Source organism: Amycolatopsis acididurans (assembly GCF_012328925.1).
Lineage (GTDB): Bacteria > Actinomycetota > Actinomycetes > Mycobacteriales > Pseudonocardiaceae > Amycolatopsis_E > Amycolatopsis_E acididurans.
In genome coordinates this window covers 124,382-143,549 of the sequence record NZ_JAAXLS010000003.1, presented here as the reverse complement: position 1 = coordinate 143,549, position 19,168 = coordinate 124,382, and the positions used below count along the sequence as shown (strand labels likewise).

The 19,168-nt window shown below is 72.2% G+C and carries 17 protein-coding genes and 1 pseudogene; 9 read left to right on the top strand and 9 right to left on the bottom strand.

Annotation, left to right across the window (positions count from 1 at the left end):
* Window positions 1–2: 2 nt before the first annotated feature.
* A complete protein-coding gene (locus HFP15_RS42600; RefSeq protein WP_246271486.1) occupies window positions 3–1,256 on the top strand; it encodes a lactate racemase domain-containing protein in 1,254 nt (417 codons plus the stop codon).
* Between the two features lie 35 nt (window positions 1,257–1,291).
* Here HFP15_RS42600 and HFP15_RS07270 read toward each other — a convergent pair.
* Window positions 1,292–2,215, bottom strand: a pseudogene (locus tag HFP15_RS07270) (LacI family DNA-binding transcriptional regulator); the annotation flags it as partial.
* 99 nt (window positions 2,216–2,314) lie between these two features.
* On the opposite strand from HFP15_RS07270, the gene larE reads away from it, so the two are divergent.
* Both larE and larB read left to right on the top strand, forming a co-directional pair.
* Entirely contained in the window at window positions 2,315–3,160 is an 846-nt protein-coding gene (larE, locus tag HFP15_RS07265; protein ID WP_168512794.1) for an ATP-dependent sacrificial sulfur transferase LarE, read from the top strand.
* The gene (larB, locus tag HFP15_RS07260) at window positions 3,153–3,821 is read left to right on the top strand and encodes a nickel pincer cofactor biosynthesis protein LarB (protein ID WP_168512792.1); all 669 of its coding nucleotides are present in this window, start codon (window positions 3,153–3,155) and stop codon (window positions 3,819–3,821) included. The genes larE and larB overlap by 8 nt, the downstream gene beginning before the upstream one ends.
* A 193-nt stretch (window positions 3,822–4,014) precedes the next feature.
* On the opposite strand, the gene larC is transcribed toward larB, so the two are convergent.
* A complete protein-coding gene (larC, locus tag HFP15_RS07255; protein ID WP_168512790.1) occupies window positions 4,015–5,199 on the bottom strand; it encodes a nickel pincer cofactor biosynthesis protein LarC in 1,185 nt (394 codons plus the stop codon).
* Window positions 5,200–5,226: 27 nt separating this feature from the next.
* Window positions 5,227–5,892: a TetR/AcrR family transcriptional regulator gene (locus HFP15_RS07250; protein WP_210716830.1), complete on the bottom strand. Its 666-nt coding sequence runs from the start codon at window positions 5,890–5,892 to the stop codon at window positions 5,227–5,229.
* A 227-nt stretch (window positions 5,893–6,119) separates the two neighbouring features.
* Here HFP15_RS07250 and HFP15_RS07245 point away from each other — a divergent pair, with 227 nt between their 5' ends.
* Entirely contained in the window at window positions 6,120–8,312 is a 2,193-nt protein-coding gene (locus HFP15_RS07245; protein ID WP_168512786.1) for an MFS transporter, read from the top strand.
* On the opposite strand, the gene HFP15_RS07240 is transcribed toward HFP15_RS07245, so the two are convergent.
* Together HFP15_RS07240 and HFP15_RS07235 are read right to left on the bottom strand one after the other, a co-directional pair.
* Window positions 8,313–8,543: a PspA/IM30 family protein gene (locus HFP15_RS07240; RefSeq protein ID WP_168512784.1), complete on the bottom strand. Its 231-nt coding sequence runs from the start codon at window positions 8,541–8,543 to the stop codon at window positions 8,313–8,315.
* 37 nt (window positions 8,544–8,580) lie between these two features.
* Entirely contained in the window at window positions 8,581–9,432 is an 852-nt protein-coding gene (locus HFP15_RS07235; RefSeq protein ID WP_168512782.1) for an SGNH/GDSL hydrolase family protein, read from the bottom strand.
* Window positions 9,433–9,584: 152 nt separating this feature from the next.
* Between HFP15_RS07235 and HFP15_RS07230 the strand changes: the two genes are divergently transcribed.
* Complete coding sequence (locus HFP15_RS07230; protein WP_168512780.1) at window positions 9,585–11,342, top strand: hypothetical protein; 1,758 nt, start codon at window positions 9,585–9,587, stop codon at window positions 11,340–11,342.
* On the opposite strand, the gene HFP15_RS07225 is transcribed toward HFP15_RS07230, so the two are convergent.
* Window positions 11,265–12,188 carry a LysR family transcriptional regulator gene (locus tag HFP15_RS07225; protein ID WP_168512778.1) on the bottom strand — a complete coding sequence of 308 codons (924 nt, stop codon included), beginning with the start codon at window positions 12,186–12,188 and terminating at the stop codon, window positions 11,265–11,267. The genes HFP15_RS07230 and HFP15_RS07225 overlap by 78 nt on opposite strands.
* A gap of 199 nt (window positions 12,189–12,387) precedes the next feature.
* On the opposite strand from HFP15_RS07225, the gene HFP15_RS07220 reads away from it, so the two are divergent.
* From HFP15_RS07220 to HFP15_RS07210, 3 genes are all read left to right on the top strand, one after another.
* Window positions 12,388–13,623, top strand: a complete 1,236-nt coding sequence (locus tag HFP15_RS07220; RefSeq protein WP_312871500.1) for a Glu/Leu/Phe/Val dehydrogenase dimerization domain-containing protein — start codon at window positions 12,388–12,390, stop codon at window positions 13,621–13,623.
* Window positions 13,624–13,767: 144 nt separating this feature from the next.
* Entirely contained in the window at window positions 13,768–14,523 is a 756-nt protein-coding gene (locus tag HFP15_RS07215; RefSeq protein ID WP_168512776.1) for a polysaccharide deacetylase family protein, read from the top strand.
* A gap of 11 nt (window positions 14,524–14,534) precedes the next feature.
* Entirely contained in the window at window positions 14,535–15,707 is a 1,173-nt protein-coding gene (locus tag HFP15_RS07210) for a YVTN family beta-propeller repeat protein (RefSeq protein ID WP_312871499.1), read from the top strand.
* Here the strand turns inward: HFP15_RS07210 and HFP15_RS07205 are convergent.
* Together HFP15_RS07205 and HFP15_RS07200 are read right to left on the bottom strand one after the other, a co-directional pair.
* Window positions 15,697–16,146, bottom strand: a complete 450-nt coding sequence (locus tag HFP15_RS07205) for a DUF1707 SHOCT-like domain-containing protein (RefSeq protein WP_168512774.1) — start codon at window positions 16,144–16,146, stop codon at window positions 15,697–15,699. The two genes, HFP15_RS07210 and HFP15_RS07205, sit on opposite strands and share 11 nt — an antisense overlap.
* 76 nt (window positions 16,147–16,222) lie before the next feature.
* Window positions 16,223–17,836: an alkaline phosphatase family protein gene (locus tag HFP15_RS07200; RefSeq protein ID WP_376768857.1), complete on the bottom strand. Its 1,614-nt coding sequence runs from the start codon at window positions 17,834–17,836 to the stop codon at window positions 16,223–16,225.
* A gap of 248 nt (window positions 17,837–18,084) precedes the next feature.
* Between HFP15_RS07200 and HFP15_RS07195 the strand changes: the two genes are divergently transcribed.
* The gene (locus tag HFP15_RS07195) at window positions 18,085–18,225 is read left to right on the top strand and encodes a hypothetical protein (protein WP_168512769.1); all 141 of its coding nucleotides are present in this window, start codon (window positions 18,085–18,087) and stop codon (window positions 18,223–18,225) included.
* 5 nt (window positions 18,226–18,230) lie between these two features.
* Here the strand turns inward: HFP15_RS07195 and HFP15_RS07190 are convergent, their stop codons facing one another.
* Window positions 18,231–19,043 carry a polysaccharide deacetylase family protein gene (locus HFP15_RS07190; protein WP_168512767.1) on the bottom strand — a complete coding sequence of 271 codons (813 nt, stop codon included), beginning with the start codon at window positions 19,041–19,043 and terminating at the stop codon, window positions 18,231–18,233.
* Window positions 19,044–19,168 lie beyond the last annotated feature (125 nt).

The following is a 19,168-nucleotide window of genomic DNA, read 5'->3' as shown; positions in this document are numbered from 1 at the left end:
TCATGCCCGACGCGACCACGATCTCCGGCACCCCGCTGACCGACGAGCAGGTGCGGGAGTTCCTCGCCGGGCAGCTGGCCGAGCTCGACCTCGACGGCCGCAGCGTGTGCCTCGTCGTGCCCGACGCCACCCGCAGCTGCCCGCTGCCGATGCTGATGGGCGCGCTGCACGCGGAGCTGTCCGGCCGGGTGAGCCGGATGACGGCGGTGGTCGCGCTCGGCACGCACGCGGCGATGAGCGAGGACCGGCTCGCCTCGTGGATCGGCGCCCATCCCGGGCTCGAGGTGCGCAACCACGAATGGTGGAACCCGGCCACGTTCTTCACCGCGGGCCACATCTCCGCCGAGACGATCGCCGAGCTCTCCGGCGGGCTGCTGCACGAGGGCGTGGACGTGCGGATCAACCGTGCGGTGGTCGAGCACGACGTGACGATCATCGTCGGCCCGGTGTTCCCGCACGAGGTCGTCGGGTTCTCCGGCGGTAACAAGTACCTGTTCCCGGGCCTGTCCGGGCCCGAGGTCATCGACGTCTCCCACTGGCTCGGCGCGCTGATCACCAGCCGCGACATCATCGGCACCTCCGGCATCACCGCGGTGCGGGCGCTGATCGACGAGGCCGCCTCGCTCGTGCCGGGGCAACGGCACGCGCTGTGCGTCGTGGTCGGCTCGGGCACCGGGGACCTGCACAGCGCCTCGTTCGGCAGCCCCGGCGGCGCCTGGCGTGCCGCCGCGGAGGTCTCGTCGCGGGTGCACATCCGCTACCTCGACGAGCCGGTACGCCGGGTGCTGTCGATCATGCCCGCGAAGTACGAGGACATGTGGACCGCGGCGAAGGGTTTCTACAAGGTCGAACCGGTCACCGCCGACGGCGGCCAGGTGGTGCTCTACGCGCCGCACATCACCTCGATCTCGCGGATGCACCCGGAAATCGAGCGGATCGGCTACCACACGCGGGACTATTTCGTGCGGCAGTGGGACAGGTTCAAGCACCTGCACTGGGGCGTGCTCGCGCATTCGACCCACCTGCGTGGCGCGGGCACCTACGACGCGGAATCGGGCGAGCACTGCCGGGTCACCGTCACGCTGGCCACCGGCATCCCGGAAGACCGCGTGCGCGCGGCCAATCTGGACTACCTCGATCCGTCCGAAGTGGACCCCGAGGCCTGGCGCGCCGATCCCGCTACCCTCGTCGTGCCCGACGCCGGGGAGGTCCTCTTCCGGCTGCGGAAACCCGTCGACTCCCGCACCACGAGCTGAGCCGCCAGCGACACGACGGCCCGCGAGCGCATCTTCTCGCCCCGGATCTGCCGGTGCAGTTCCCGGAACGCCTCGGTGCCCATGGCGCGCAAGGGAGTGGCGACGGTGGTCAGCGGAGGCGTGCACCAGTCCGCGCCGAACACGTTGTCGAAACCGACCACGCTCACCTGCTCCGGTACGCGGCAGCCGCCCTCGGCGAGACCGCGCATGAGCCCGATGGCGAGCAGGTCGTTGTAGGCCAGCACCGCCGTCGGCCCCTGCCGCAGGACCTCGCGCGCGGCCGCGACTCCGCCGGCCATCGTGGGCACGCACGGGCCGATGCGGTTGACCTTGAGCCCGAGCTTCGGGCCGGAATCGAGCACCGAACGCCACCGCTTGCCATCCGCCCACGACGCGGCCGGACCGGCGAGGTAGGTCACCGTGCGATGGCCCCGGTCCCACAGGTGGTCCAGCGCGGCGGCGACCCCGGCGGCGGTGTCGGGCACGACGCAACGGGAACCGGGCACGATCCGGTTGAGCACGACCACTGGGCGCCGCTCGGCGACGGCGCGGATGGCGCGGTCCGACATCCGCGACCCCGCCAGCACGACACCTTCCACAGTGGACAGCGCCCGCTCCAGTGCCGTGCGCTCCAGCTCCTCGGACTCCTGCGCGTCGGCGAGCAGCATCGTGTAGCCCGCGTCGGCCGCGGCCGCCTCGACGCCCCGGATGATGCCGAAGTAGACCGGATTGGTCACATCGGACACGACGAGTGCGACCGTCGCGGTGCGCCCGTTCTGCAGGGCACGGGCGATCGGGTTGACGCGGTAGCCGAGTTCGGCGGCCACGGCGTGCACGCGGGCCGCCGTCGCGGCGCTGACCCGGCCCGGCCGGGAGAACGCGCGGGAGACCGTGGACGGCGCGACGCCCGCCGCCTTCGCGACGTCGTAGATCGTGGGCGGCCGCGTCGTTTCGCTCATCGGGACCGATCCTAGGCGAGCGGCAACCGATTGCCATCAATCGGCGGCAACTCGTGACAATCGCTTGCCAAAACGCGGCCGTGCCGGTGTCATCGAGGCATGACCGAAGCGTTGCCCGCGGAACTCGCGGCGGCCGAAGAACGGGTCGCGGCGCTGCTGCGCGGCCGGGCACCGCTGGGTGTCGCGTTCTCCGGCGGCGTGGACTCGTCGGTGCTGCTCGCGCTCGCTGTCCGCACGCTGGGCGCGGACGGTGTGCGTGCGATCGTCGCGGTCTCGCCGAGCCTGCCCGAGCGGGAACGGCTCGACGCGCGGGAGATCGCCGCGCTCGTCGGGGCGCCGGTGGTGGAACTGCCGACGCGGGAAGGCGAGCGTGCCGCGTACCGCGCGAACGGGCCGGACCGCTGCTACCACTGCAAACACGAGCTGTTCGACCGGATCTGGAGTGAACTGCCGGCACGGGAGGGACTCGCGGCGCTGGCCTACGGCGAGAACGCCGACGACATCCGCCGGGCCGACCGACCCGGCGGGCGCGCGGCGCGCGAGTTCGGGGTGCTGCGCCCGCTCGCCGACGCCGGGATCGGCAAGGCGACGGTGCGGGCGCTGGCCCGCGCGCTGGGCCTGCCCAACGCCGACAAGCCCGCCGCGCCGTGCCTGGCCTCCCGCATCCCGCACTTCTCCGAGGTGACCCCGGCGAAGCTGGCGCAGGTGGAAAAGGCCGAGAACGCCCTGCGGGAACTGGGTTTCCGCGATCTGCGGGTGCGTCACCACGGCGACGTGGCGCGTGTCGAACTGCTCGCCGAAGACCTCGTGCGCGCGGCGGCCGCGCCCCTTCGCGACCGGGTCCGCTCGGCCGTGCTGGACGCGGGTTTCCGCTTCGTGGCGGTGGATCTGGGCGGCCTGCAATCCGGTGCGCTCACCCTGCCGCTGGTGGACGTCCGTGGCTGACTGGAGCCCGCCGGAGGTCTTCGCGCGGCTGGACCACGATCGCGCCGGCCGGCGCGGCTATCCCGAGGCGATCTACTGCGCGGGCAAGACCGTCGAGCAGACCGCCGCACTCGCCGCCGCCGTGCGCGACCGCCGCGAGGTCACCCTGTTCACCCGCGCCGGCGAGGACCACGCCGAGGCCGTCAGCCGCGAGCTGCCCGGCGCGCGCTATCACGCCGACGCGCGTCTGGTGGCCTGGCCGGGGGAGCCGCCCGAGCCCGCCGGGGGCCGGGTGGTGGTGCTGTGCGCGGGAACCTCGGATCTGCCGGTCGCGCGCGAAGCCTGCCTCACCGCGCGCTATCTCGGGCGGGACTGCGCACTCGTCGCCGACGTCGGGGTGGCGGGCCTGCACCGGGTGCTCGGCCACCTGGACCTGCTGCGGGCCGCGCGGGTGGTGGTCGTCGTCGCGGGGATGGACGGCGCGCTGCCCAGTGTGGTCGCGGGCCTGATCAGCGCGCCGGTGATCGCGGTGCCGACCTCGGTCGGTTACGGCGCCGCGTTCGGCGGGATCGCGCCGCTGCTGACGATGCTGAACTCGTGCGCGCCAGGCGTGTCGGTGGTCAACATCGACAACGGCTACGGCGCGGGGCACATCGCCGCCCAGATCGCGGCGCCCGCCTAATCCCAATGCCGGGAAGTTAGGCGTTGGGGTTGTAGGTCAACCCTGTGCGGCGGGCAACGGAGTCCCTGCAACTTCGCCGTCGCTGACCTGATCGACGCCGAGATCACCGCGAATCAGGCAATCACGGTCACCATCTCAACCGACTTGACAACCGACCAAGACCCTTAACTTCCCGGCGCCCGCCTAATCCCGCCTAATCCCGCAGGGGAGCGCCCGCCGCGAGCCCGCGTGCCGTGGCGGCGGCGTTCGCCTCGTGAAGGACGGCGTTGAGGGGACGCCCGGTGGCGCGGGACAGCGCCGCCGCGTCCTCGAACTCGGGCGTGGCCTGCACGATCCGGCCGTCGCGGTGGGCCACCTTGATCCGCACCACGCCGCCGTCGAGCGCGACGTCGAACCAGCGGCGGTCGAGCGCGGTCTTCCGCACCGCGAACCGCCGCAGGCCGAAGGTGCTGGTCTCGGCGACGACGACGTCGGCCACGGTGTCGGCCAGCCCGGCGGGAACGAGCGCGTGCAGGGTGTGCGCGGGGCGGCCCTTCTTCATCAGGATCGGGGTGAGCCACGCGTCCGAGGCGCCCGCCGCGAGCAGCTTGTCGAGCACGCCCGGCCAGACCCTCGGATCAAGATCGTCCACATTGGTCTCCAGCACGAACGCCTCGCCGGTGTCCTCGGGCGCCGCGATGAGGACCCGCACCACGTTGGCGCGCCCGGGAAAGTCCTTGCTGCCCGCGCCGGTGCCCGCCACGCGAAGCCGCATCTCCGGCAGCGGACCGCTGTCGGTGGCGAGCGCAGTCACGAGCGCGACACCGGTCGGCGTGGCCAGTTCGCCTTCCCCGCCGGCGTGGATCCGCCAGCCCCGGGTCATCTCCACCACGGCGGGCACCGGGACCGCCAGCGTGCCGTGCGCGGCCCGCACGGTGCCGGACCCGACGGCGATCGCGCTCACCGTCAGCCGGTCCACGCCCAGCTCGTGCAGCGCCGCACAGGTGCCGACCACGTCGGCGATCGCGTCCAGCGCGCCCACCTCGTGGAAATGCACCTCCTCGGCGGTGGTGCCGTGCACGCGGGCCTCCGCCTCGGCGAGCCGCCCGAACACGCGCAGCGCGTCGTCGGCCACCGGCCCGGGAAGTGCCGCTTCGGTGAGCATCCGCCGGATCGCGGCCCAGTGCCGGTGCGGCGGACTGTCCACAAGTGAGACCGGGTCGACCTTGCGGGCCCGCGTCCCGGCGCGTGTCACCTCGGACTCGGTGAGCAGGATCGACCCGGGCACCACGGCGTCGACCGCCGCCTGCAGCACGGGCAGCGGCGCGCCCGCGTCCACGAGCGCGCCGAGCATCATGTCGCCCGCGATCCCGGCCGAGGCGTCAATCCAGGCCTGCATGATCCCCCCTCGCTGTCGGCGGGAAGCCTACTGCGCGGAAGCCGGGCCCCCGGTCACGGGCGCGAGCCACAGCCCGGTCAGCGCGTCGATCAGCCCTGTCGCCGCGTCGTGCCACGTCGCGCGCGGGGTGGGGGTGTCCTCGGCGAGTGCACGCTCGCGTTCGGCGACCATGTGCACCATCAGCTGGCGCGCCATGTCGCCGCGTTCGGCCCGGACTTCCGGCGGCAGATTCGGCAGGCTGCGCTGGAAACCCTCGATCGTGCGCATGAGCGCGGGCTGCCCGAGCGACTCCTCGGCCATGACCTGCCGGAGCACCGGATCGGTCATCACCTGCGCGGCGAAGCGGCCGAACCAGGTGGGGCTGCCGAGCGCGGCCAGATGCTCGGTCTGCGGGCGGATCAGGCACGCCACCCAGTCGCGCACGTCGGTCGACTCGCCGGTCCGCGCGACCATCCGCGCCCGCAGCCGCTCGACCCGTTCGGTGTGCTTGCGGATGATCGCCCGCACCAGATCGGCCTTGGTGCCGAAGTGATAGCCCACGGCCGCGTTGTTGCCCTGGCCCGCGGCCTCGCTGACCTGCCGGTTGGACACCGCGAACACGCCGTACTCGGCGAACAGCCGCTCGGCGGCGGTGAGGATCGCCTCCCGGGTGGCCGTGACCCGTTCCGTCCGTACCGTCGTCTTGTCGGTCATGGTCACCATCGCACCGTACTGCGCGGGGTGAGAACAATCCGTCCGGCGCCGGGCGCGCCGCGAAAACTCGCGGGCCGGGAAGACGTGAGCCCGTGCTGATCCACGCTGACCTCCGGGGCTGTCCGATTTGTCCTCACCCCAACGGTAACCCCCGCCTAGACGTAAGTCAACTGACTGACTTAAGCTAACGCCCGGGAATCCACAATGGCGCCGAAACGAGGTCCAGCATGCACAAACCAGCCGAACGAGCCGGAGCGGCCGCGCCAGGCGCGGTCGTCGGCGTTCTGGCCTTCTCCGGGATCGTCGTGGCGCTCATGCAGACGCTGGTCATCCCGCTGGTGCCCGAACTGCCGAAGCTGCTGCACGCCTCGTCCTCGGACACCGCGTGGGCGATCACCGCGACCCTGCTCGCGGGCGCGGTGTCCACGCCGGTCCTCGGGCGGCTCGGCGACATGTACGGCAAGCGGCGGATGCTGCTGCTGTGCCTGGTGCTGCTGATCGCCGGTTCGGCCACGGCCGGGCTGAGCGACAGCCTGACGCCGATCGTCATCGGCCGCGCCCTGCAGGGGCTGGCCTCGCCGGTGATCCCGCTGGGCATCAGCATCATGCGAGACGTGCTGCCGCCGGAGCGGCTCGGTGGCGCGACGGCGCTGATGAGCGCATCGCTCGGTGTCGGCGGCGCGCTGGGCCTGCCCGCCGCCGCGCTGCTGGCCGAGAACTTGGACTGGCACATGCTGTTCTGGGTCTCGGCCGCGCTCGGTGTCGCGGCGCTCGTGCTGACCATCACGCTCGTCCCCGGTTCACCCAAGGCCGCCGCCGCGCGGTTCGACTTCGCCGGTGCCGCCGGGCTGTCCGCCGCGCTGGTCGCCCTGCTGCTCGCGATCTCCAAGGGTGCGAGCTGGGGCTGGGGCAGCGGGCTGACGCTGGGCCTGTTCGGTGGCGCGATCGTCGTGCTGCTGCTGTGGGGCTGGTACGAACTGCGCACGAAGCAGCCACTCGTCGACCTGCGCACCACCGCGCGCAGGCAGGTGCTGCTGACCAACATCGCGTCCGCGGTGTTCGGCTTCGCGATGTTCGCCATGTCACTGGTGCTGCCGCAGTTGCTGCAACTGCCCGCGGCCACCGGTTACGGGCTCGGTCAGACGATGCTCGTCGCGGGCCTGGTCATGGCGCCCTCCGGGCTGGTGATGATGATCGTGTCGCCGGTGTCGGCGCGCGTGTCGCGGGCCTACGGGCCCAAGGTGACGCTGATGATCGGCGCGCTGATCGTCGGGATCGCCTACGCGCTGGGCATCGTGCTGATGGGCGCGGTCTGGCAGGTCGTGATCATCTCCTGCCTGATCGGTGTCGGCATCGGGCTGTCCTACGGGTCGCTGCCGGCGTTGATCATGGGCGCGGTGCCGGTCACCGAGACCGCCGCGGCCAACAGCCTCAACATGCTCATGCGCTCCATCGGCACCTCGGTCTCCAGTGCTGTGGCCGGTGTCGTCCTGGCCCAGATGACGGTCTCGCTCGGGCCGGCGACGGTGCCCGCGCAGAGCGGGTTCCGCGTGGTGCTGGCGATCGCCTCCGGTGCGGCGATCCTGGCCTTCATCGTCGCGGGGTTCCTGCCCAAGCAGCGCCGGGCTTCCGCGGCCGCACCCGCGGCCGCCACCGTCCCGGAGCCCGCACCGGAGCCGGTCCGCGCGGGCGAGATCGCGGGTTGGCTGCGCTCGGCCGGAGGCGGAAGCGTGCCCGGCGCCGTGGTGACGGTGACCGGTCCCGACGGGCACCAGATCGAGCGCGTGCACGCCGACGAGACCGGCGGTTACCGCGTCGCGGGACTGGGGTCGGGGACCTACACGGTGATCGTGACCGCCACCGGGTTCCAGCCGGATGCCGCGACGGTGTCGATCAACGGCGTCGGTGCCGTGCACGACGTCGCGCTCACCGGCCGCGGCCTGCTGACCGGCGCGGTCGAGGCCGGGGCGACGGTCACGGCCACCACCCGCGAGGGAGAGGTCATCGGCACGACGGTGGCGGGGGAGGACGGCACGTTCCGGCTCGCGGGCCTGCCCGCCGGCCAGATCACGGTCGTCGCGACGCTGCCGGGGCGCGAGCCCGCGGCGGCCACGGTTCTGGTCGGTGACGAGCCCGCGAGCATCGAGCTGTCGCTGCGCCTGGCCGGGCGGTTGAGCGGAACGGTGACCGATCCGGACGGCCGGGGCCTGCCGCACGCGACGGTGACCCTCACCGATGCCGGCGGCGTCGCGGTCGCCAGCACGACCACGGGCGCGTCCGGCGAGTACACAGTGGACGGTCTGCTGCCCGGCGCGTATACGCTCACCACCGCGCACTACCAGCCCGTGGTGCGGGAAGTCGCGCTGACCGGTGCCGATCAGTTCACTGTGGACTTCGACCTGCAGCGCCAGCCCGGGTAGTCAGCCGTCACGCAGGGAGCGGCGGATCTCTTCGAGCCTGCTCTTGGCGGCCTTGTCGCGTTCGGCGAGTTTCTTCTCCAGCGCGGCCGCCTCGGGTGTCTCACCGGCGAGTTCGGTGGATCCGAGCGCCGTCGCGTACCGGCCCTCGATGCGGTCGCGGACGTAGTCGAAGCTAGGTACCCCGGTGTCGTTGTAGTCGCCTTCGGGCGCGGGCGTGATGTCGTCGGGCATGGACGTCCCCTCTCCTCGTGCTGGCACCATTGTGCGCTCAGCGCAGGTGCAACGTCTCGATGGCCTGCGCCGCCATGTTCGCCTCGCCGAGCGCGTTCGGGTGCACGATCACGGGGTTGGTGCCCTGCAGCACCGGTTCGATCCAGCGCACACCCAGTGGCTGGCACGCGTCGTGACCTTCGGAGACCGTGTTCATGTCGACGTAGGCCGCGCCGGTCGCCGCGGCCGCCCGCCGGACGGCGTCGTTGAGCGTGGCCTGCAGCGAACGAAGGTAGGGCACGTCGCCGGACGCGACGGGCATCTTGTCGAAGCAGCCACCTGTGGCGGGCAGGATCCACGGGTAGCCCAGGATCCCGACCTGGGCCTTCGGTGCCTTGGCCCGCACCGCGGCCAGCGCCCCGACCAGCGCCGGATACGTCTTGGTGCGCACCGTGTCCTCGAAGCTGGAGCCGTACCGGTCGGCGCACGGGCTGCCCTGCCCGCCGGTGGACAGCCCCGCGGCGCCGCACGCCACGATCGCGGTGATGAACACGTTGCTGTCGTTGCCGCCGATCGTCATCGTCACGAGATCGGTGCGGGCGCCCACCGCGTCCAGCTGCGGGGCGACGCCGGGGTACTGGGAGGTTGTGAAGTCCTTCGTCTGCGCGCCGCCGCACGTCACGTCGGTGAGGGCCGCGCCGGTCCGCGCGGCGATGACGTGCGGGTAGTTGAGGGTGGAGCGGGCGCACAACGGCGACGCGGACGGGTCCGGTGGCAGCACGCCGGAAGCGGCGCTGTAGGAGTCGCCGAGCGCGACGTATTTCGGCGAATCCGTGGCCTGCGCGGCGGGAATTCCCACGGCGAGGCCGAATACGACGGTGGCGGCGAACGCGGCGAAACGGCGAGCCATGGCTTTCCCCCGTGCGGCGATGAACGGACCTACTGGCGAGTAGGGATTCTGTCCAGGAACAGAACCGGTGTCAACTGATGCCGTTGCCGGCAAAGCCGGGGCCCTAGGACTCTGGGGGCATCCCGTGCGCGTGCCGAAGACTTCGGCACGTGATGACGTGGCCGTTGGCGGTGTTCGTGCCGGCCACGGCGGTGCTGCTGCTCGCACTGGCCGTGGTCGGCCGGAACTTCACGCGCCGCACCCTGCGCGCGGTCGCGGCGATCGTGCTGCTGGCGGGCGCGCTCGTGTGGTACTTCCGGCTGCTCGCGCCGCCGCCCGCGTGGCCGGTGTTCGCCGCGGCGCTGGTGCTGGGCTACTACGTCAGCGAGACCTTCGCCGCGCACCGGGAACCACCGGGAGTCGACGTCGCGGTTCCGCTCGACCGCGACAACGACCAGACCAAGGACCTGCTCACCGAACTCGGCTTCCGGCTGCCCGCGGTGTCGCTGCACCGGCCCGCCGCGGTGCCCGGCGGCACCAGCGGCGATCAGGTGGCCACGATCGTGCAGGCCAGCGAGGTGCGTGGCGGCGCGCTCGCGGCGGCCCTGATCCGGCTCGCCGGCATGCTGATCCCGTTGCCACGCCGCTATGTGGTGCGGGTGCGTGCCGAACGCTGCGACTACGCCAGCGCCACGAGCACGACCGCCAATCCGTGGTTGTGGATGACCGTCGACGTCCGCGATCAACGCGGCAACGCCAGCATCGCCGTGACCACCTTCGACCGGACCAGGCTCAGCGACGCCGCCGAGCACGCGGCCGCGTTCGTCGCCGCCACGGTGCTGCACGGGGACCCGGCCACCCCACGGTGGCTGCTGCCGGTGCGGGAACGCGCCGAGGACCTGGCGAAATACCTGCTCGGGCCACCGGAACCCGCCGTGGGCGCCGCCTATGCCGCGATCCTCCCCGATCGCGCCGACCGGATGGCGCGACTGTCCATTGTGGCCAGAGATGGCGCCGCCGCCGGGATCGTGCGGTACGAGCTGGCGATGCTGGAAGATCTGTGCGGGCACCCGCTCGCCGCGCTGCGGCTGCACGCCCGCACGGTCGCCGAGAACCCGCGGTTCCGCCGCGGTCAGTACCGGCTGGGCATGTCACTGGTGATGGCCGCGGGAGAGGCGGTGCGGTGGCGCTGGCTGCCCGAGCACCGGACCGGCGAGCACGACGACATCGTGGTGTACCTGCGCCGCGCGGGCATGACGATCGCCCTGCCGGAGTCCGCCGGGCAGGTGGACGATTTCCGGCGCGCCCTGCTCGATCTGGGACAGGCACAGCTGCGGGAGTACCGGCGGGCGCTGCGGTTCGGCGACCTGGCCCGCACCAGCCTGCGGCGGCGCTCCGAACGCGGGTCGGCGCTGCCGTATCTGAAATCGGCGGCGATGCGACGGCAGACGATCGCCGTCGCCGACTCGGCGCTGCTGCTGTGCCGGGCGCGGCGCGATCAGCTCGACGACCGGCTGGACGGCTCGGTGGCACTGGAACAGGCGCGGCGTGAGGCGGAGCTGTTGCTGGCACCGGCCGGGCCGGGCCGGCAGTGGCAGTACGCGTACAACCTCGCGTGCATCCTGGCGATGCGACCCGGGGACCTGCGGCTGGTGCTGGGCCTGCTGCGGCTGGCCGCCGACTCGCCGTCCAATCCGCGCGCGTCGGAATGGATCGGCCGCGATCCCGACCTGCAGGCATTGCACGGCGACGAACGATTCCTGGCGTTCCTGCGCGACCAGGTCCGCCGCGACTTCCCGGGCGGAGACGGCCCGTGCCCGGCCGAGGGCGACTGGTTCACCCGGGGCGTCACCTCAGGGGAGTGGGGAGGCGGCACCCAGCCCCTGCTCCGCGGCGGCGGCGCGCACGGCGTCGATCACCAGATGCAGTGAGGGCCGGGTGGCGCTGCTGGTGCGGTAGGCGATCGACACGGTGCGCATCACCGGTTCGGTCAGCGGGACCACCTCCACGCCGTCCGGGCGCAGCGACAGGCCGAGGTCGGACACCAGCGTCACGCCGAGCCCGGCGGCCACCATCGCCAGCGCCGTCGCCTGCTCGCCGACCTCGTGGCTGATCTTCGGCTCGAATCCGCTGCGCTGGCAGGCCAGGCGCACCGCGCGGCCGAAGTGCGAGCGCGGCCCGGCCAGGATCCAGCGCTGGTCGGCCAGATCGGCCAGCGACACCGGAGCGCCCGGCAGCGCGCCGGTGGGCACCGCCGCGTGCAGCCGTTCGACCGCGATCACGACCTTCGTCAGCGCCGGGTCCCACGGCATCGGATAGTCGGAATACTCGATGACGAAAGAGAAATCGAGCGCGCCGTCGCGCACCGCGCCCGCGGTGTCCTCCGGGGCGAGCTCCCGGGTGCGCACCTCGACGCCGGGATGGTCGGTCGCCAGCGTGGTCAGCGCGCGCGGCAGCAGGCCGGACGCCACCGACGCCCACACCCCGGCGGTGAGCCGGGCGACGACGCCGCCCTTGGTGTTCTCCAGCGCGTTCGCGGCCCGCTCGACCGACCGCAGGATCTCCTCGGCGTGCTCGGTGAGCACCTCGCCGGCCTCGGTGAGCTGGACCCGGCGGCCGAGCCGTTCGAACAGCTTCGAGCCGACGTCTCGTTCCAGCTGCGCCAGTTGTTGAGACACGGCCGAGGCGGTGTAGTTCAGCGCGGCGGCGGCCGCGGTGACCGTGCCACGCCGGTGCAACTCGCGCAGCATCCGCAACCGGTGCAACGAAAGCTCCATGGTCTCCAGCGTATGGGCATCCGCGCGGATCGTGCAGGAATCCTTAACGGTGCGCCGCGAGATCTTTAACTGGACGTCCGCGCAGGTCAGCAGCAAGCTGGACGTACAGGCACATCGCGAACTTCCACCTCAGGGCCTTCGGCGCCGGCGCTTCGCCATGCCCTGGAAACGACGTCAGCCAGAAGGGGAGGCACACCAGGTGACCACGATGCAGGAGCCGATCGAGCAGATGGGCCACGGCGACGCGCGTGCGGCGCTGGCCGAGGTCGTGCCGGCCGTTGCCCGCGAGCCGGAGCCGCTGCTCCGCCTGACCTGGACCGACCCGGTCACCGGCGCCCGCGGCTACCTCGTGGTGCACACGCTCGTGTCCGGGCTGGCCACGGGCGGCACCCGGATGCGCGCGGGCTGCACGATGACCGAGGTCGAGGACCTGGCGCGCGGTATGGCGGCGAAGACGGCGACGTTCGACCTTCCGGTCGGCGGCGCCAAGGGCGGCATCGACTTCGACCCGAAGGACCCGGCCGCGACCGGCGTGCTGGAGCGCTTCTGCGAGGCGATGCGCCCGTGGCTGGACGCGCACTGGGTGACCGCGGAAGACCTTGGCGTGCCACAGCATTTGATCGACGAGGTGTTCGCGCGGCTGGGGCTGCGGCAGTCCTACCACGCCGCGATCCGGCGGGCCCCGGATCCGGACCGGACGCTGCGCCGCGTCCGCGCGGGCCTGGACGCGCCCGCGGGCGGCGGGCTGCTCGGCGACGTGATCGGCGGATACGGCGTCGCGCAGGCATGCCTCGCGACGGCGGGGGTGTGGGGCTGGCGCCCGGCCGAGACCACCGTGGCGATCCAGGGGGTCGGCACGATGGGTGGCGGCGCCGCCTGGTACCTGCACGAGGCGGGAATGCGCGTGGTGGCGGTCGCCGACGCGGCCGGAACGCTGTACCACCCGGACGGCCTGGACATCCCCGCGCTGCTGGACACCCGCGACGCCTACGGCGAGATCGACCGCGAGAAGGTGCCCGCCGACGTGCGCCGGCTGCCGCGTTCGGAGATCACCGGCATCACCGCGGACATCCTCGTGCCCGCGGCCATCTCCTACGCCATCACGCCGGACAACAGCACCGACGTGGCGGCGAAGGTGGTCGTGGAGGCGGCGAACGCGGCCACCACCCCGGCGGCCGAGGCGATGCTGGCCGCCCGCGGCATCCCGGTGATCCCGGATTTCGTCGCCAACGCCGGTGCCGTCGCGTGGGCCTGGTGGCTGCTGCTCGGCGAGGTCGGTGCGGACCCGGAGGACTCGTTCCGCAGGCTGCGCACCGAAATGATCGCGAAGATGGTGCGGCTGCTGGGCGAGTGGGACGCCGGCCGGGTGCCGCCGAGGGAAACCGCCCACCGGCTCGGGGCGGCGCGCACCGACCGCGAGGTGCGCATCCCCTAGCTCCACTGTGGACTCGCCGGCGGCGCGCGCCCGCAGCGGGGGAGCGGCGCAGCGCGCGCCGGGGGGCAGTGGCACGATCTGATACCGCGAGCGGCTCGACGGGAACCGATGGGATCCCGGCCGCGGACGGCGATGGAGTGGATCGTGCGACGGGAAATCGGGCGGCGGGGAATACTCGGCATCGGACTCGGCATGGCGGTGGCGGGCTGCGGAACCACGCCGCCGCCCGCCGCGCCCAGTGCGCCACCGAGCAGCCCCCCGGCCACCACGCCGCCCACGACCACGCCGCCCGCGCCCGCCGGGCCGGCCCGCCAGCTCATCCGCTCGGAATCGGGCCGCCCGGAAATCGCGCTCACCTTCCACGGCGCCGGTGAGCTGTCGCTCACGCGGCGGGTGCTGGACCTGCTCGCCCAGCACGGGGCGCAGGCCACCGTGCTCGCGGTGGGTACGTGGCTGGCGTCCTCGCCCGACGGCATCCGGATGGTCCGCGACGGCGGTCACGAGATCGGTAACCACACGTGGAGCCACGGCGATCTCGCGCACATGGAACCGAACCCGATGCTCACCGAGATCGAGCGCTGCCGCGACGAGCTGGCCAGGCTCACCGGCGGGCCCGGCACGTTCTTCCGCCAATCCCAGGGCCAGTACGCGACCGCCACCGAACTCGCCGAGGCGGGTAAGGCGGGCTACGGCCGCGTGCTGTCCTACGACGTCGACTCGCTGGACTGGACGGATCCGGCACCGGACCGGATCCGGCGCGCGGTGGCGGCCGCGCGCGCGGGCAGCGTCGTGAGCATGCACCTCGGGCACGCCGCCACCGTGGCGGCGCTGCCCGGCGTGCTCTCCGACCTCGCCGGCCGCGGGCTCACCCCGGTCACGGCCGGCAGGCTGTTCGCGTGAAGGAGTACTCGGTGAGACGTCGTGCTCTGCTCTCGCTGTCGCTGGCGGGCCTGCTCCTCGCCGGATGCACGTCCGCGCCCGCCCCGGTCACGCCGTCTCCGACGCCCGCGGCGCCGTCGACCCAGGCCTCCGCGGCGGCCGCCGAGGGCCTGCCCGGAATGCCCCCGGTGCCCGACCCGCACAACATCGACGCCGACGCGGGCGCGAACCTGCTGTCGGAGGCCGCCAGGGCCGCGCGGCCCCTGATCTACGTGCCGCACGCCCGCTCCGGCGACGTCTGGGTGATCGACCCCGCCACGTTCGCGGTGATCGGGAAGTACCCGGCGGGCAAGGAAATCCAGCACGTCGTACCGGCCTACGACATGAACACGCTCTACGCCACCGACGACAAGGGCGATCACCTGCTGCCCTTCGACCCGCGCACCGGCCTGCCCGGCAAGCCGATCCCGGTCACCGATCCGTACAACATGTACTTCACGCCTGACGGTGCCTACGCGATCTCCGTCGCCGAGGCCCGGCGCGAACTGGTCTGGTACGACCCGCACACCTGGGCTCAGCGCGACGTGACGCCGGTGCCCGCCTGTGCCGGCATCGACCACGCGGACTTCTCCGCCGACGGCCGCACCGTCGTGTTCACCTGTGAGTTCGCCGGCGAGATCGCCGTGGTCGACGTCGCGACCCATAAGGTGCTGCGCACCGTCGCGATGCCGCAGCGGCACACCCACATGGGGCCGCAGGACATCAAGCTCGCCCCGGACGGCTCGGTGTACTACATCGCCGACTCCGACGCGAACGGCCTGTGGGTGCTCGACGGCGCGGCCACGAAGGTGCTGCGGTTCATCCCGACCGGGATGGGCGCGCACGGCCTCTACCTCTCCCGCGACGCGCGGCAGCTGTACGTCACCAACCGCCACGAGGGCACCATCAGCGTCCTCGACGCCTACACCGGCGCCCCGGTCACCACGTGGCGGCTGCCCGGCGGCGGCAGCCCGGACATGGGCAACGTGACCGCGGACGGCAGCCAGCTGTGGCTGTCCGGCCGCTACGACCGGGCCGTCTACGTGGTGTCCACAAAGGACGGCTCACTGATCAGGAAGATCCCGGTCGGCAACGAACCGCACGGCCTGTGCGTGTGGCCCCAGCCCGGCCGCTACTCGATCGGGCACACCGGCATCACCCGCTGAACGGGCCCCGCGGGCGGCCGAAGGCGTGATGCTCGTACCCGCCGGCGACACCGTGCAGGAACAGCAACACGGCCGAGGCCAGCATGCCGAGCACGATCAGCGTGGCGGCCAGTGCGGCGAGCCGCTGGCCGCGGCTGAACTTCGTGCCCTCGCGGCCCAGCAGGCCCGCGATGTCGGCGCGGGCCTGCTGGGCCGCGAGAGCCAGCACCACGGGCCAGCCCGTGCGTGCCGGCGCGGCAGGCAGGTCGGCGGTGAGGTCGTCGAGTTCGTGGCGATACCGGGCCGCGTAGGTGCTGGTGAGCCGTTCTTCCACTTCTTCGAGCGTCAGCCGCCCCTCGGCCGCCGCGTTCTGCAGCGATGTGGCGGTCTGCTCCCGTTCGGTGTCCGAGCAGCGCACCGCGCCCGCCGTGGCCTGGCGCGGGGTGGTTCCGGTGGTCATGACCTCCTTGGTACGCCGCGGGGCGTGTGAATCAGGTCAGCCGAGGGTTAGCGGACGGTAAGAAGCCCTGGATGGCTCAGGGCAGCACCGCCGTGTGCTCGAGCTGGACCGCGCGCAGTGCGGTGGGGTCCAGGCCGAGCGCCGCGAGGATCGTCGGCGCGATCTGGGTGGTCTCCACGGACGTGGTGACCGTGCCGTGGTGGACGCCGGGACCGTCGACGACGATCGGCACCGCGCGGTCGTCGGCCGCGGCGCCGCCGTGCTCGGCGATCTTCTTCTGCCCGCCGGTGTAGACGATGCCGTACTGGGCCACGCCCATGATGTCGGGCACCCGGGAGTCCCCGGGCGCGACCCGGAAGTAGCGTGCCGCGTCCGGCCCGGCGTACACCGTCGTCAGTCCGGAATGGACGAACGGCTTGGGGGCGCCGTTGATGTCGTTGCCGGTGCCGGACCGGGCGAGCAGATAGGTCTTCGCGAACTCGGTCGCGGCGGGCGAGCGGTCGGTCAGCCACAGCAGCATCGCGTCGTCGTCGACCGCGTGCGCCACGAGGTCGCCCGAGCCGGGATGCGCGGCGCGCCAGGCGGAGTTGAGCCCGTCCAGCAACGGACCGTCGTCGATGCGGGTCAGGGCCGAGGGCCGGGTGGGGGACTGGCCGTGCTTGGCGGAAAGGACGATCGTCGTGTCGTCCGCGAGATGCCGTGTGCGCAGTTCCGCGGTCATCGCGCCGACCTGCTGGTCGAGCCAGCCCAGGGTGTCGGTCAGCAGCGGTCCCGGTGTGCCGTCGGCGAGGTAGCCGCCCTGTTTCCCGTCCGAGGCGGGAAGTTTCTGGGCTGTGGACACGGACTGGAAGTTCATGCCGAACACCGCCGGGGTCCCGGCCTGCCGGGTGCCGCTGTGGTCGAGGCCGTCGATCTCGTTGAGCACGGCCTTGACCTTGTACCCGTCGTAGGTGCGGGTGGAGGCGTTGTCGGTGCTCCAGTCACCGCCGGCGGGCGCGTTGCTGTTGATCTCCGGGGTGAACAGGTCGTCGATGCCGGTGCCGGACGGGCCGTTGAGGATGTCGTAGGCGGGGTGCTTGTCCGACCACGCGGTGCGCAGTCCGGCCGCGTGCGCGACCTCGAAGACCGTGTTGACCTTGAGGTCCTGGTAGGGATACACCGGCTTGCAGGTCTTCGGATCCACCGGCAGCGCCGCCGGGTTGAGCAGGCTCCGTGGCATGCCGGTCATGCCGAGCACCCCGGCGGGCAGCCCGGGCAGGCCCTGTCCGGCGTCGATGGCGGTCTTGTCGCGGTCGAGGTCCTCGGTGTAGTCGACCTCGGCACCGGGCTTGGCCCCGGCGCAGGTGGTGGTCCCGGCGGGCAGCAGCGCGGTGTCGTAGGTGTCGTCGTAGTACACGCCCGTCGTGGCCGGGTTCCCGCCGGTCACCTGCGCGACCATGCCCGGGAACGAGTCCGAGGGCACCGGCGTGCTCGCGTGGTCGTAGTCGGTGCCCTGGCGCACCAGTGACGCCAGCGCGGATTGGGGATGTTTCGCCACATACCAGTCGAGATCGGCCTGGTGCAGGCCGTCCACGCTGAGCAGCAGGACATGCGCGCTTTTCGGCTGTGCTTGCGCGGCGGGCGCCAGCGCCGCCGTGCAGCCGAGCAGTCCGGCTCCGGCAGCGGCCGCCCGTATCCATCGTTTCCGCACCCAAGGCCTCCTCATGTCGCGGGAATCCGGGGAAACCGTGCGCCGCAGGGGTGACGACCTCGGCCTCGACGGGAGAAGCGGCGGTTACGCGGGCATTAATAGTCGCCTTTTCCGGGTGAGGAATTCCTGTTCATCCCGAATGTGCCGTGCGCCGGCTTCCGGCGATCCGGCCGCGGGTGCGAACTCAGCGTCCTCTCAAGGTCGCTTGCCTACGGTCTGGCCAGACAACGTCGTGGGAGGCCGATGCCATGAGTGCGGTCTGGGTTCTGGTCGCAATGCTGTCGTGCGGCGTCGTCGCGGGGCTGTGCTGGGGTCCCCGGCTTGTCGAGTTGTGGGGCAGAGTCGGCGCCGAACCGGTCGAGAGCCGCGAGCACGACGCCGAGCCCTAGCGTGGTCAGCGCGCGGTGTCCGGGAACATCTCCTTGAGCGTCACCGGAGTGAGACCGCGCTGCTTGATGAGGTCGGCGATCTGGTCGAACAACCCGAGAATCGTGGGATGGTTGGCGTGGCCGAGCACGATCGCCCCCGGCCGCAGGTATTTGCGCGCCTGTGACATCAGGTAGTCGGGGGTGAGGAGCTTGGAGTCGCCGTAGGATCCGTTCCACATCACCGTGTTCCGGTATCCCAGTTCCCCGGCGACGCCGTCGATGTGCGTGTTGTGGAATCCGAACGGCGGCCGGTAGTACGGCGTCGTGCGGGTGCCGAAGGTGGCGTTGACCCAGTCGTCGTTGCGGTTGAGTTCCGCGCGGATCTGCGCGTCGGTCATCGGGCGCAGGTCGTGATGGCTGAAGGTGTGGTTGATGATCTGTATCTGCCCCGCCTCGATCAGCGGCTTGACGGTCGCGGCGTGCGGGGCCCACGCGTGCGCGTAGAGGCCGTTCGGGCTGAACGTCAGGTGAATGCCGGTCCGCTGGGCGAAGGCGACGTAGCCCGCGACGACCTCGTTGCTGTAGCCGTCGTCCACCGTCAGCACGATCTTGTTGCCGGTGGCCGGGCCCTTGCTCAACACCTTGGTCGGCCCTGCCGGCGCGGTCTCGGAGGGGACGTCGGGGTCGGTCCCGCCCGGCGGCCCGGGCTGCGCGCTGCCCGTCGTGGGAGTCCCGGTCACGGCGGTGTCACCCGAGCACGCGGTGAGGACGCTGGCCGCGCCCAGAGCCAGCAGTCCGAAGAAGGCCCGGCGCTCGACCGGGCTGCGGGGTTCACGCATAGCGGTGACGGTACCCAGTCGTGGTGTGGCGGCGGTGCGGTCGCGGCACCGGTGCTCTCAGCGTGCGCTCAGCATGGCGCGCGGAAGGTATGTACGCCGGGCCGGCGGGTTTCAGGCGGACAGAA

What these genes read in the sequence shown, in the direction of transcription:
- HFP15_RS07240 (WP_168512784.1), bottom strand. Translation starts at nt 8,543, where the DNA reads ATGCCCGACGACATCACGCCCGCGCCCGAAGGCGACTACAACGACACC.
- HFP15_RS07225 (WP_168512778.1), bottom strand. Translation starts at nt 12,188, where the DNA reads ATGGAGCTTTCGTTGCACCGGTTGCGGATGCTGCGCGAGTTGCACCGG.
- HFP15_RS07235 (WP_168512782.1), bottom strand. Translation starts at nt 9,432, where the DNA reads ATGGCTCGCCGTTTCGCCGCGTTCGCCGCCACCGTCGTATTCGGCCTC.
- HFP15_RS07245 (WP_168512786.1), top strand. Translation starts at nt 6,120, where the DNA reads ATGCACAAACCAGCCGAACGAGCCGGAGCGGCCGCGCCAGGCGCGGTC.
- HFP15_RS07190 (WP_168512767.1), bottom strand. Translation starts at nt 19,043, where the DNA reads ATGCGTGAACCCCGCAGCCCGGTCGAGCGCCGGGCCTTCTTCGGACTG.
- larE (WP_168512794.1), top strand. Translation starts at nt 2,315, where the DNA reads ATGACCGAAGCGTTGCCCGCGGAACTCGCGGCGGCCGAAGAACGGGTC.
- HFP15_RS07230 (WP_168512780.1), top strand. Translation starts at nt 9,585, where the DNA reads ATGACGTGGCCGTTGGCGGTGTTCGTGCCGGCCACGGCGGTGCTGCTG.
- HFP15_RS42600 (WP_246271486.1), top strand. Translation starts at nt 3, where the DNA reads ATGCCCGACGCGACCACGATCTCCGGCACCCCGCTGACCGACGAGCAG.
- larC (WP_168512790.1), bottom strand. Translation starts at nt 5,199, where the DNA reads ATGCAGGCCTGGATTGACGCCTCGGCCGGGATCGCGGGCGACATGATG.
- HFP15_RS07195 (WP_168512769.1), top strand. Translation starts at nt 18,085, where the DNA reads ATGAGTGCGGTCTGGGTTCTGGTCGCAATGCTGTCGTGCGGCGTCGTC.
- HFP15_RS07205 (WP_168512774.1), bottom strand. Translation starts at nt 16,146, where the DNA reads ATGACCACCGGAACCACCCCGCGCCAGGCCACGGCGGGCGCGGTGCGC.
- HFP15_RS07250 (WP_210716830.1), bottom strand. Translation starts at nt 5,892, where the DNA reads ATGACCGACAAGACGACGGTACGGACGGAACGGGTCACGGCCACCCGG.